Here is a 12310-nt window from a genome sequence, read left to right as displayed (position 1 = left end):
CTTCGGTTACTTCTTGGCGGGGGCCAGTGCGTCGGCCCCACCCACGATCTCGGAAATCTGCTGCGTGATCTCGCTCTGACGAGCGTTGTTCGCCAGTCGCGTGTAGTCACGGATCAGGTTGTCGGCATTGTCGCTGGCCGACTTCATCGCCTTCTGGCGAGCGGCGTGCTCGGCCGCGGCCGACTGCAGCATCGCGTTGAAGATGCGGCTCTCGACGTAGATCGGCAGCAGCGCGTCGAGTACGGTCTCGGCATCCGGCTCGAACTCGTAGAGAGGAAAGACCTCGTGGGAGTCAGCCTCGGGCGCCTCGCCCTCCACGATCTCGAGCGGCAGCAGTCGCACGACCTCGGGAACCTGGCTCACCATGCTCACGAAGCGGTTGTAGACGAGGTGGATCTCGTCGACGCCACCCTCTTCGTCGTCGAGGTTGTAGGCCGTGACGACCGCATCCGCGATCTCCTTGGCGGTCTCGAACACCGGCTGGTCGGTTCCACCGGTCCACGACCGAGCGCTGTCGCGCCTGCGGAAGCTGAAGTAGCCGACGGCCTTCCGGCCCACCAGGTAGTAGACGACCTGCTTGCCTTCGCTGCGCAGGAGTTCGGCGAGTTGCTCCGCCTCCTTGAGCACCGATGACGAGAACGCGCCGGCCAGACCGCGGTCGGACGTGAAGATGACGATCGCCGCGGTGTCGAGCTTCTCGCGCTCGGTCGTCAGCGGGTGCTCGACGTTCGAATACGTCGCCACCGCCGAGACGGCGCGCGTGATCGCCCGCGAATACGGCGTGGACTGCTTCACCCGCGTCTGCGCCTTCTGAATGCGCGACGCGGAGATCAGCTCCATCGCCCTCGTGATCTTCTTGGTCGTCTGGGCCGACTTGATCTTCGACCGGTAGACCCGAAGTTGTGCGCCCATGGCTTAGCGGCGACCCTTCACGATCTTCTCCTGGTTGACATCCTCAGGAGCGGTGGCAGCGAACTCCTCGCGACCCACCGAAGCGAGCGGCTTGCCCTCGCCCGTCTGGAACTCCAGCTTGAAGTCGTCGACGGCCTTCTCGAGGTCGGCGACGGTCTCGTCGGAGAGCACGTTCGTGTCGCGGAGCACGGTCAGCACCTCGGTGTTGCGGTCGAGGAAGTCGTGGAACTCCGCCTCGAAGCGCAGGATGTCGTCGACCGGCACCTCGTCGAGCTTGCCGTTGGTTCCGGCCCAGATCGACACAACCTGCTTCTCGACCGGGAACGGCGAGTACTGCGGCTGCTTGAGCAGCTCGGTGAGGCGGGCGCCTCGGGCGAGCTGACGTCGCGAGGTCGCATCCAGGTCGGAGGCGAACATCGCGAAGGCCTCGAGCGAGCGGTACTGCGCCAGCTCGAGTTTCAGCGTTCCGGAGACCTTCTTGATCGACTTCACCTGCGCGTCGCCACCGACTCGCGACACCGAGATACCGACGTCGACCGCGGGGCGCTGGTTGGCGTTGAAGAGGTCGGACTGCAGGAAGATCTGGCCGTCGGTGATCGAGATCACGTTGGTCGGGATGTAGGCCGACACGTCGTTCGCCTTGGTCTCGATGATCGGGAGACCCGTCATCGATCCGGCACCCAGCTCGTCGGAGAGCTTGGCGCAACGCTCGAGCAGACGCGAGTGCAGGTAGAACACGTCGCCGGGGTATGCCTCGCGTCCCGGCGGGCGGCGCAGCAGGAGCGACACGGCGCGGTAGGCCTCGGCCTGCTTCGACAGGTCGTCGAAGATGATCAGCACGTGCTTGCCGCCGTACATCCAGTGCTGACCGATGGCCGAGCCGGTGTAGGGGGCGAGGTATTTGAAGCCGGCCGGGTCGGAGGCCGGCGACGCGACGATGGTGGTGTACTCCATCGCTCCGGCGTCTTCCAGCGCACCCTTGACGGAGGCGATGGTGGAGCCCTTCTGGCCGATCGCGACGTAGATGCAGCGAACCTGCTTGTTCTCGTCGCCCGACTCCCAGTTGGCCTTCTGGTTGATGATCGTGTCGATCGCGATGGCGGTCTTGCCGGTCTGGCGGTCGCCGATGATCAGCTGGCGCTGACCGCGGCCGATCGGGATCATGGCGTCGATCGCCTTGATGCCGGTCTGCATCGGCTCGTGCACGCTCTTGCGGGCCATGACGCCGGGGGCCTGGAGCTCGAGCTCGCGGCGACCCTCGGTGGCGATGTCGCCCAGGCCGTCGATCGGAACGCCGAGCGGGTCGACCACGCGGCCGAGGTAGCCGTCGCCCACCGGAACGGACAGCACCTCACCGGTGCGTGTGACCTCTTGACCTTCTTCGATGCCGGTGAACTCGCCGAGCACGACGACGCCGATCTCGTTCTCGTCGAGGTTCTGGGCGAGGCCGAGCGTGCCGTCCGAGAAGCGGATCAGCTCGTTCGCCATGACACCCGGGAGACCTTCGACGTGCGCGATACCGTCGGCGGCGTCGATGACGTAGCCCACCTCGGTGGTCGCGGCCTTGCCGGGCTCGTACGCCGCGACGAAGTCCTTGAGAGCGTCGCGGATCTCATCGGGGCGGATCGTAAGTTCAGCCATCGTTTTCCCTTTTCTGATGGGGTATGCCCCCAGTGTGTTCCTGTGCCCGCCGATTAGCCAGCGAGCTGAAGTCTCAAATCGTTGATGCGCGTGGCGACGCTTCCGTCGATGACGTCGTCGCCGATCTGGATGCGGATTCCGCCGATGACCGACGCGTCGATCACCTCGTTCAGCTGCACGCGGCGGCCGTACTGCGAGGCCAACACCGTCTCCAGACGCTGGAGCTGAGCCGAACCGAGCGGAATAGCCGTGGTGACCGTCGCGACCGCCGAACCCGACTGGTCGGCGACGATCGTGGAGGCGTAACGGATCAGCTCACCGATGCGCCGACCACGCGGCTGGGTGACCAGCTGACGCGCGATGGCGACCGTCTGCTCAGATGCTCGCCCGCCGAGCAGACGCTCGACCAGGCCGCGCTTCTGATCGGTGGAACCGAGCTTCGACCCGAGCGCGAGCTCCAGCTTCGCATCGCTCGTGATCGCGCGGCCGAACTCGAACAGTTCGGAGTCGATCGCGGCCGAGGTGGGCGCGGAGCCCGCAACGGCACGGATGCCGATCTCCTCGATGCCGGCCAGCAGGTCGGTTTGACTCGACCACCGGCTCGACGCGATGCCCTCGAGCAGCTCCACCGTGGTTGGGCCGTAGCCCGGTGCGAACAACTGCCGCACGAGTGCCACTTTGATCGGCACGTCGACGCCCGGGTCGGACAGAGCACCGAGCAGGTGTGTCGAATCCCCGATGATCCGGCCCGCGGCGAAGAGCTCTTCTCCCGTGGCCAGATCGACCCGCGAGCCGAGGCTCGCCAGACGAGCCTTGGCCTCCACGAGGGCTACTCTGGTCGCGCTACCCATCGGTGATTACTTCTTTCCTGCAGTGTCGGATGCTTCCAAATCGGCCAGGAAGCGGTCGACGAGTGCCGTCGCCTTCTTGTCGTCGGAGAGCGACTCCCCCACGACGCCCGACGCGAGGTCGATGGCGAGGCTGCCGACCTCGGTGCGCAGCGAAACGAGCGCCGACTGGCGATCGGCCTCGATGGCCACCTGGGCGTTCGCCTTCACGCGCTCGGCGTCGGTCTGGGCCTGGGCCTGGATCTCCGCACCGATGCGCTGGGCATCGGAACGGGCCTGCTCACGGATCTTGCCGGCCTCGGCGCGAGCCTCGGCGAGCTGAGCCGTGTACTGCTCGAGAGCAGCTTCGGCCTCGCGCTGTGCTTCGTCGGCCTTCTCCATGTTGCCCTCGATGGCGGCGGAGCGCTCATCGAGCAACTTCTTCATTCGAGGCAGCACGAGCCGCCAGAAGAAGAAGAGGATGACGACGAAGCAGACCAGCGACCAGATGATGTCGTAGGCCTCCGGAAGCAACGGGTTCGGCTGTGCTTCTTCGGTGGCTGCTACGAGAATGGTCTTAAGCATGGCGCCTCCTTCCTAGGGTGAAAGAGGTTCAGAAGCCGAAGATGAAGCCGGTGGCGATACCGATGAAGGCCAGAGCCTCGGTGAACGCGATACCGATGTACATCAGCACCTGGAGTCGGCCGGCCAGTTCGGGCTGACGGGCGACGCCCTCGATGGTCTTGCCGACGACGATGCCCACGCCGATGGCCGGGCCGATTGCGGCGAGGCCGTAACCGACGGTGGCGATGCTACCGGAGACCTCGGCGAGGATGGCTGTGTCTGCCATTGTTGTTCCCTTTCGTGATGGTGGAGCAGGCGGGTGCCTGGCGCCGTATTAGTGTTCGTCAGCCAGCGCGAGCTGGATGTAGACCGTGGTGAGGAGTGCGAAGACGTAGGCCTGCAGCACGGCCACCAGGATCTCGAAGAGCGTGAAGACGAAGCCGAAGGCCAGCGTTCCCACACCGAACAGACCGTAGAAGAGGCTGGTCTGCGTGGCGGTGAAGAAGAAGAACTGCGTGGCCGAGAAGAACAGCACCAGCAGGAGGTGGCCGACGAGCATGTTCATCAGCAGTCGCAGCGTCAGCGTGATCGGCCGCAGGATGAACGTCGAGACGAACTCGATCGGCGTCACGATGAGGTAGAGCGCCGGGGGCACTCCGGGCGGGAACAGGGCGTTCTTGAAGAAGGCGCCGGGATGCTTCTTGATGCCGGCGTACATGAACGCGCACCAGGCCACAAGGGCGAGAACGAGCGGCATGCCGATGATGGCGTTCGACGAGATGTTCAAGAACGGGATGATGCCCGTCAGGTTGGCGAACAGCACCATGAAGAAGATCGTCGTGATCAGCGGCAGGAAGCGACGTCCGTCCTTCTTGCCGAGCAGGTCTTCGGCGATATTCACCCGGGTGAAGTCCAGGCCCATCTCGACGACGCTCTGGAAGCGACCAGGCACCACCTTCATGCGCCGCGTGCCGATCCAGAAGATCAGGATGATGGCCAGCATCGCGATGAAGCGGATGATGATGATTCGGTTGATTTCGAACGGCGTGCCAGCGAAGAAAATGGCCTCGGGGAAGAACTCCTCGATCGACGGACCGTGGAAACCACCATCGTCGGAGGTTGCCATTGGGGCTAGCAGGTTCACAGCGTTAGCTATCAGCGCTATCTCCTGTTTCGGGGCGTGGAACTTTTCACGGTTCTCGCGACGACGAACGGTTGGGGGGTGTGCTGTATACAAGCCTCGACGGCATTGCTGGACAGCGGAACGATCGTCATAACCCTATCAATACTTAGGGCATCCTGACGAATCGTAGTGGCGTCATTCCCCGTTGGGAAGCTTCACGTCAGAAACGTACGACATGCGCGTGCGGGCGACCACGACGACGTCGACCACGAGCGTTCCGATGACGGCTGCGACGATGCTCAGGAAGAGCACGGTGCCGTTGGTCCACGGCTGCCCGCGGAGCAGCAGCACGATCACGATGAACAGCACGAACTTGAGCATCCAGGAGCCCAGTACGATCACGAAGAACAGCGTGGTGTACAGCGGCGACGCAGTGAAGCGGTTGGCCACGAGGATGCTCGCCACCGTGATGCCGGCGAACACCAGCACCAGCGCGGTGCCGATCAGAGCACTGATCGCACCGGGCCAGCCGTCGACGAGATAGCCGATCACTCCCCCGATCACGGCGATCGCGACGGCGAGCACGATGTCCCAGCGCAGGATGGTCGAGAAGACCTTGTTGGAGGATGGCGTCGGGTAGTTCCCGCGGATCACCGGCTCAGTGCCGTTCGCAGGCTCGGTGCCGTTCGCAGGCTCGGTCGCGTTCGTCGGGTCGGTCACGGTTTAGGGCTCCTTGATTTCGTCGGCGGCCGCGTCGAGCGGATCGTCGCCGGCTTTCACTTCGGCTTCGAGGGTACCCGCATCCGCCGACTGTGCCTCGATCTCGCGTCGCTTTTCCCGGCTGAGCGGGCTCAGCGTGACGGCCGTGCAGACCACGAGGCCGACGCCGAGGAAGATGAAGGCCAGCCAGTAGGGCTGCAGTACGAAGAAGAGCAGGCAGCCGATGGAGATGACCGCCGTCCAGGCGTAGAAGATCAGCACAGCCTGCAGGTGCGAGTGCCCCATGTCGAGCAGCCGGTGGTGGAGGTGCTGGCGGTCGGCGCTGAAGGGGCTCTTGCCGGCGCGCAGCCGCCGGAACACTGCGAGACCGAAGTCGAGCAGCGGGATGACCAGGATGGCGAAGGGCAGGAGGATCGGGATGAACGCCGGGAACAGCTGCGAGCGGCCGAGCTGCGCCGGGTCGACCTGGCCGGTGACGGCGATAGCGCTGGTGGCCATCAGAAGGCCCACGAGGAGTGCTCCGGCGTCGCCCATGAACAGCTTCGCCGGGTGGAAGTTCAGCGGCAGGAAGCCCGCACAGGCGCCGATCAGCACAGCGGTGATGAGCGAGGCGAGGTTGAAGTAGTCGAACGGCGAGGTGTCTTGCACCAGCAGGTAGCTGTAGATGAAGAAGACGCCGTTGGCGATGAGGGCGACACCCGCCACCAGGCCGTCCAGTCCGTCGATGAAGTTGATGGCGTTCATGACGAGCACGACCGCGAGGATCGTGATCACCAGCGACATCCCGCTCGATCCGATGGTCAACCCGCCGATCGGCAGCGACACGATCTGCACGCCCTGCCAGGCCAGGAGCCCTGCGGCGATGATCTGCCCGGCCAGCTTCGTGAGCCAATCGAGATCCCAGATGTCGTCGGCCACACCGATCAGCACGATGATGAGGGCGGCGCCGAGGATGGCCCAGACCTTGCCCGGTTCGGCGAACACCAGGCGGAACCAGCTGATCTGTGAGGCCACCACGAAGGCCACGACCACGCCGATGAACATCGCGATGCCGCCGAGGCGCGGGGTGGGCCGGGTGTGCACGTCGCGTTCGCGGATCTTCGGGTACAGCCGATATTTGTGGCTGAGTTTGTAGATCACCCAGGTCAACCCGAAGGTGACGACCGCGGAGACGAGAGCGACGAGGAGATAGAACCGCATGCGTCAGACGCTGGTTTCCGGCAGCAGGAGATCGCCGACCACGTGACCGATGCGCTCGGCCGACACTGCTCCGAGTCGCACGATTCTGATGCGGCCGTCGGGATCGGTGGCGTCGACGATCGTGGAGGCGACCGCCTGTGGGCGCTCACCGCCATCCAAGTAGACCTCGACGCTGTCGCCGAGCATCTCGAACGCCTCCTGGGCGGTGGTCGCAGCCGGCTGACCGGTGAGATTGGCGCTGGAGACGGCGAGCGGGCCGGTCTCGGCCAGCAACTCGAGTGCCAGCGGGTCGCCCGGCATGCGGAGGGCGACGGTGCCACCGGTCTCCCCCAGGTCCCACAGCAACGACGGTGTGGCGCGCAGGATGACAGTGAGACCGCCCGGCCAGAACTCGGTCACGAGCTCGCGCGCGGAATCGGGGATGTCGGTGGCCAGGGCGTCGAGGGTGGTGAGGCCCGGGATCAGCACCGGCGGGGGCGACTGCCGGGTGCGGCCCTTCGCATCGAGGAGCCGTTGCACCGCGGCAGGGTCGAAGGCGTCGGCAGCGAGGCCGTACACCGTGTCGGTCGGCAGTACGACGAGTTCGCCCTTGCCGAGTGCCGCCCGTGCGAGCCGCATTCCGGTGAGAAGCTCCGTCGGTGCAGAGCAGTCGTAAATGGCAGCCATCTCGCCCCTAATGATAGTCGGGGTCTCTGGACGCCCGCGTGCACCTCGCTACTTGTTGACGCGCCCGCGCCCGAAGATGAGCCACAGGATCGAGCCGAGGATCGACAGGAAGAACGCCACCAGTATCCACAGGAACTTTCCGAAACCGCCGTGGTTCGGGTTGTTCGCGATCGACACCACCGTGATGATGAAGATCACCAAGGCGATGAGGGAGACGCTGATACTGATCGGATCCATGGGTCCTCCTGAAGCGGGTCGGAAATCCGAGCCTAGTGGGCCGCGGTCAGCGGAGGGCGGTGGTGGCGCGGTCGCGACCGGTGAGGTCGCGATGAGTTGCCGCGGCGCGCCAACCGTCAGCGGTGAGCAGGGCACGCATCTCGTCGCCCTGCAGGTCGCCGTGCTCGATCACCAGGCTGCCGCCCGGACGGAGGAGACGGCGTGCTGTCGCGGAGACGCTGCGCACGACCTCGAGGCCGTCCACTCCCCCGTACAGCGCGTGCTCGGGATCGTGCAGCCGCACCTCGGGGTCGCGCGGAACGGCTCCGGTCGGGATGTAAGGAGGGTTCGACACCACGACGTCGACGGTTCCGTCGAGTTCGGGCAGGGCGTCGGCCAGGTCGATGAACACCAGACGTGCGTTCTCGGCCCCCACGGTGCGCAGGTTCTGCTTCGCCCAGATGAACGCCGCGGTCGAGTTCTCCACGGCCACGACGTCGGCGTGCGGCACTTCGGTCGCCAGGGCGAGCGCGATGGCGCCGCTCCCGGTTCCGAGGTCGACGGCGACCGGTCGCGCATCCGGGGCGGCGACGACGGCGCGCAGCGAATCGATGGCGAGGCCCGCGACGAACTCCGTCTCGGGCCGCGGCACGAACACGCCCGGGCCCACCGCGAGTTCGAGCGAACGGAACCAGGCGACACCGGTGATGTGCTGCAGGGGTTCGCGCGCGGCGCGGCGCTCGACCGCGTCAACGATGGCGAGGCTGTCTTCGACGCCGAGTGGAGCATCCGTCACCGCGAGCGACTGAACGCGACCCCGCGAGGTGCCCAGCACGTGCCCGATGAGGAGCTCGGCGTCGACCTGCGGGTCGACGATGCCGCTCGCGGAAAGGATCGCCACCGAGCGCTCGAAGAGCGAGCGCACGGTCACGGGGCGTTCAGCGGTGTCGATGGCGGTCATCAGACGTCGGTGCCCACGGCGGCGAGACGGCTCTCCTCGTCGGCCGTGATGGCCGACTGGATGATCGGCTCGAGCGCGCCGTCCATCACCTGATCGAGGTTATAGGCCTTGTATCCGGTGCGGTGATCGGCGATGCGGTTCTCGGGGAAGTTGTAGGTGCGGATGCGCTCGGAGCGGTCGACCGTGCGGATCTGACTCTTGCGGGCGGCCGACGCCTCGGCATCGAGCTCTTCCTGCTGCTTCGCCAAGATGCGCGCACGCAGCACGCGCATGCCGGCCTCGCGGTTCTGCAGCTGGCTCTTCTCGTTCTGCATCGAGACCACGATCCCGGTGGGGAGGTGGGTGATGCGCACGGCGGAGTCGGTGGTGTTGACCGACTGGCCACCGGGACCGGAGGAACGGAAGACGTCGATCTTGAGATCGTTGGGGTTGATCTCGACCTCTTCGGGCTCGTCGACCTCGGGGAACACGAGAACACCGGCAGCGGAGGTGTGGATGCGCCCCTGCGACTCGGTGGCCGGCACGCGCTGCACGCGGTGCACGCCCCCCTCGTATTTCAGGTGCGCCCAGACGCCCTCGGCGGGGTCGGTCGACCGACCCTTGACAGCGACCTGCACGTCTTTGTAGCCACCCAGATCGCTCTCGGTGCGTTCGAGGAGCTCGGTCTTCCAGCCCTTCGACTCGGCGTAGTGCAGATACATCCGCAGCAGGTCGGCGACGAAAAGCATGCTCTCGGCACCGCCCTCGCCGGCCTTGATCTCCATGATCACGTCTCGCGCGTCATCCGGATCGCGCGGAATGAGGAGGCGCCGAAGCTTCTCCTCCGCCTCGGCGAGGCTCTCCTCGAGTGCCGGCACCTCTTCGGCGAAGCTCTCGTCGTCGGCCGCGAACTCCCGCGCTGCGGCGAGGTCTTCGACACCCTGCTTCCAGGCGGAATGCGCGGCGACGATGCGGCTCAACTCGGCATAGCGCCGGTTGACCCGCTTCGACCGCGCCGGATCGCTGTGGAGCTCGGGATCGGAGAGTTGCTGCTGCAGGTCGTCGTGTTCGGCCAGCAGCGTGCTGACGGACTCGAACATCAGTTGTGCGCAGCCCCGTTGTGCGACGAGCCGTTGTGGCCATTGCCGTTCTGCGCCGGCGTCGGCATCGACTTCTGCACCTGCATCAGGAACTCCACGTTCGACGTGGTCTCCTTCAGCCGGCCGAGAACGATCTCCAGAGCCTGCTGCTGGTCGACACCGGCGAGGGCGCGACGCAACTTCCAGGTGATCTTGGTCTCGTCGGCGCCCATCAGCAGCTCTTCGCGGCGGGTGCTCGACGCGTTGACGTCGACCGCCGGGAAGATGCGCTTGTCGGCGAGCTGACGCGAGAGGCGCAGCTCGGAGTTGCCGGTGCCCTTGAACTCCTCGAAGATCACCTCGTCCATCTTCGAACCGGTCTCCACCAGCGCGGTGGCGAGGATGGTCAGCGAGCCGCCGTTCTCGATGTTGCGAGCGGCTCCGAAGAAGCGCTTCGGCGGGTAGAGCGCCGACGCGTCGACACCACCGGAGAGGATGCGACCGGAGGCCGGCGACGCCAGGTTGTAGGCGCGGCCCAGGCGGGTGATCGAGTCGAGCAGCACGACGACGTCGTGACCGAGCTCCACCAGGCGCTTGGCGCGCTCGATGGCGAGTTCGGCGACCGTGGTGTGGTCTTCGGCCGGACGGTCGAAGGTCGAGGCGATGACCTCGCCCTTGACGGTGCGCTGCATGTCGGTGACCTCTTCGGGCCGCTCGTCGACGAGCACGACCATGAGGTGAACCTCGGGGTTGTTCGTCGAGATCGCGTTGGCGATCTGCTGAAGCACGATGGTCTTGCCGGCCTTGGGCGGCGCGACGATGAGGCCGCGCTGACCCTTGCCGATCGGAGCGACGAGGTCGATGATGCGCTGGGTCAGCTTGCCCGGCTCGGTCTCGAGGCGCAGGCGCTCCTGCGGGTAGAGCGGCGTGAGCTTGCCGAATTCGACGCGGTTCAGGGCTTCTTCGACGGGCAGTCCGTTGATGGACTCGATGCGCACGATCGCGTTGTACTTCTGGCGACCGTTGCTGTCGCCCTCGCGCGGCTGGCGGATCGAGCCGACGACGGCGTCGCCCTTGCGCAGGTTGTACTTCTTCACCTGGCCGAGCGAGACGTAGACGTCGCTGTTGCCCGGCAGGTAGCCGCTGGTGCGCACGAAGGCGTAGTTGTCGAGGATGTCGAGGATGCCGGCGACCGGGATGAGCACGTCGTCTTCGGAGATCTCGGGCTCGATCTCGTCGCCGCCGCCCTGACCGCGACGCTTGCGGTCGCGGTAACGGTTGCGGGCGCCACGCTCGCTGCGGTCGTCGTCGCCGGCGCCGCGCTGGTTCTGGCCCTGACCGCGGTCGCCCTGCTGCGCATCCTGCTTGGCCGCATCGCGGTCTTGCTGAGCGCGCTCGCTCTGGCTGTTGCGCTCGTTCTGGCCGCGCTCGTTCTGCGCGTTGCGGTCGGTGCGGTCATTCTGCCCGCGCTCGTTCTGGGCGGCGCGGTCGTTCTGGTTCTGGTTGCCCCGCTGGTTCTGACCGTTCTGGCCAGTGCCGGTCTGGCCAGTGCCGGTCTGGGCGTCGCCCTGGGCGTTGCCGCCCTGCTGGCCGCCGTCGGAGTTCTGGTTGCGGTTGCGACGGTTGCGGTTGCGGCCGCTCTGGCGGCCCTCGGAGCGCTCGCTCTGCTCGCCCTGGGTGTCGCTGGCGGCGTCGGCCGACGCATCCGTCTGCTCGGTCGTGGTGGACGCGGTCGGCGCGTCGGTGGTGACCGGGGCGACGGCGTCGTCGACGACGGGCGCCGACGGCGTCTCGGCCGCCGAGTCGGCATTCACGTGCGAGCCGGCTGAGACGCGGCTGCCGGTGGAGCGGCCGGTGCTGCGCTCGATGGCGATGCCGCCGTCGACCGAGGTGACCCGGCGCGATCCGCGTCGCTTGGGCGACACCGGGCCCTCGGGCAGCTCGATGACGATCGGCTCCTTGGGCGGGTTGGTGGTGACAGGAGCGGCGAGGAGCAGCTCGTCGGGAACGATCGGGCCGATCGCATCCGGAGTCTCGGGCGCGGTCTCGGCCGGGGCGCTCTCGGCCACCGGCGCGGTCTCGGCGGCGGCCGGAGCCGCCTCGAAGTCGAGCGTGGGCAGCGCGGCGGGCTGCTCGGCAGCCCCCGCCTGGGCCAGGCGGATGGCCTCGACCAGATCGCCCTTGCGGAGTTTGGAAGCGCCGGCCATTCCGAGCTGGGCCGCGATGGCCTGCAATTCGGAGACCTTCAAGGTCGAGAGGTCGGCTTGGGTGTTGACGTCAGTCACGGAGATTGTGTCCTTCCCCTGTCGGCTACGAAAAGCCAGGCAGAGAACTGTCCACGAACGGGAACGCACCAGGGTAGGACTCTCCACACGGAGAATCGGAGCCGGATACGTCTCTGCACGCGGCAGGAAATGAGTTG

Annotated in this window: 13 protein-coding genes; all 13 read right to left on the bottom strand. The window is 66.4% G+C overall.

Features of this window, described 5'->3' with window-relative positions; all coding sequences use genetic code 11:
* Window positions 1-6 precede the first annotated feature (6 nt).
* A complete protein-coding gene (locus N1027_RS14255; protein WP_259508797.1) occupies window positions 7-912 on the bottom strand; it encodes a F0F1 ATP synthase subunit gamma in 906 nt (301 codons plus the stop codon).
* 3 nt (window positions 913-915) lie between these two features.
* Window positions 916-2553 carry a F0F1 ATP synthase subunit alpha gene (gene atpA / locus N1027_RS14250; protein WP_259508796.1) on the bottom strand — a complete coding sequence of 546 codons (1638 nt, stop codon included), beginning with the start codon at window positions 2551-2553 and terminating at the stop codon, window positions 916-918.
* Window positions 2554-2606: 53 nt separating this feature from the next.
* On the bottom strand, window positions 2607-3404 hold the full coding sequence (locus N1027_RS14245; RefSeq protein WP_259508795.1) for a F0F1 ATP synthase subunit delta: 798 nt from the start codon (window positions 3402-3404) through the stop codon (window positions 2607-2609).
* Between the two features lie 6 nt (window positions 3405-3410).
* Complete coding sequence (locus N1027_RS14240) at window positions 3411-3965, bottom strand: F0F1 ATP synthase subunit B (protein ID WP_259508794.1); 555 nt, start codon at window positions 3963-3965, stop codon at window positions 3411-3413.
* A 28-nt stretch (window positions 3966-3993) separates the two neighbouring features.
* A complete protein-coding gene (gene atpE / locus N1027_RS14235) occupies window positions 3994-4230 on the bottom strand; it encodes an ATP synthase F0 subunit C (RefSeq protein ID WP_022895070.1) in 237 nt (78 codons plus the stop codon).
* A 48-nt stretch (window positions 4231-4278) separates the two neighbouring features.
* A complete protein-coding gene (atpB, locus tag N1027_RS14230; RefSeq protein WP_259508792.1) occupies window positions 4279-5070 on the bottom strand; it encodes a F0F1 ATP synthase subunit A in 792 nt (263 codons plus the stop codon).
* 192 nt (window positions 5071-5262) lie between these two features.
* Window positions 5263-5787, bottom strand: a complete 525-nt coding sequence (locus tag N1027_RS14225) for a Cg1360 family ATP-synthase-associated protein (protein ID WP_259508791.1) — start codon at window positions 5785-5787, stop codon at window positions 5263-5265.
* A 3-nt stretch (window positions 5788-5790) separates the two neighbouring features.
* A complete protein-coding gene (locus N1027_RS14220; protein WP_259508790.1) occupies window positions 5791-6987 on the bottom strand; it encodes an MraY family glycosyltransferase in 1197 nt (398 codons plus the stop codon).
* 3 nt (window positions 6988-6990) lie between these two features.
* Window positions 6991-7653, bottom strand: a complete 663-nt coding sequence (locus tag N1027_RS14215; protein ID WP_259508789.1) for an L-threonylcarbamoyladenylate synthase — start codon at window positions 7651-7653, stop codon at window positions 6991-6993.
* A 48-nt stretch (window positions 7654-7701) separates the two neighbouring features.
* Window positions 7702-7890 carry a PLDc N-terminal domain-containing protein gene (locus N1027_RS14210; protein ID WP_259508788.1) on the bottom strand — a complete coding sequence of 63 codons (189 nt, stop codon included), beginning with the start codon at window positions 7888-7890 and terminating at the stop codon, window positions 7702-7704.
* Window positions 7891-7936: 46 nt separating this feature from the next.
* Window positions 7937-8830, bottom strand: a complete 894-nt coding sequence (gene prmC / locus N1027_RS14205; protein WP_259508787.1) for a peptide chain release factor N(5)-glutamine methyltransferase — start codon at window positions 8828-8830, stop codon at window positions 7937-7939.
* Complete coding sequence (gene prfA / locus N1027_RS14200; protein ID WP_259508786.1) at window positions 8830-9909, bottom strand: peptide chain release factor 1; 1080 nt, start codon at window positions 9907-9909, stop codon at window positions 8830-8832. Before prfA ends, prmC begins: the two co-directional genes overlap by 1 nt.
* Complete coding sequence (rho, locus tag N1027_RS14195) at window positions 9909-12173, bottom strand: transcription termination factor Rho (RefSeq protein ID WP_259508785.1); 2265 nt, start codon at window positions 12171-12173, stop codon at window positions 9909-9911. The genes prfA and rho overlap by 1 nt, the downstream gene beginning before the upstream one ends.
* Between the last annotated feature and the right edge of the window lie 137 nt (window positions 12174-12310).

Source organism: Herbiconiux aconitum (assembly GCF_024979235.1).
In the GTDB taxonomy this organism is placed as follows: Bacteria; Actinomycetota; Actinomycetes; order Actinomycetales; family Microbacteriaceae; genus Herbiconiux; species Herbiconiux aconitum.
Note: the sequence above shows the minus strand (reverse complement) of the source record. Positions and strands in the feature narration are given on the sequence as shown.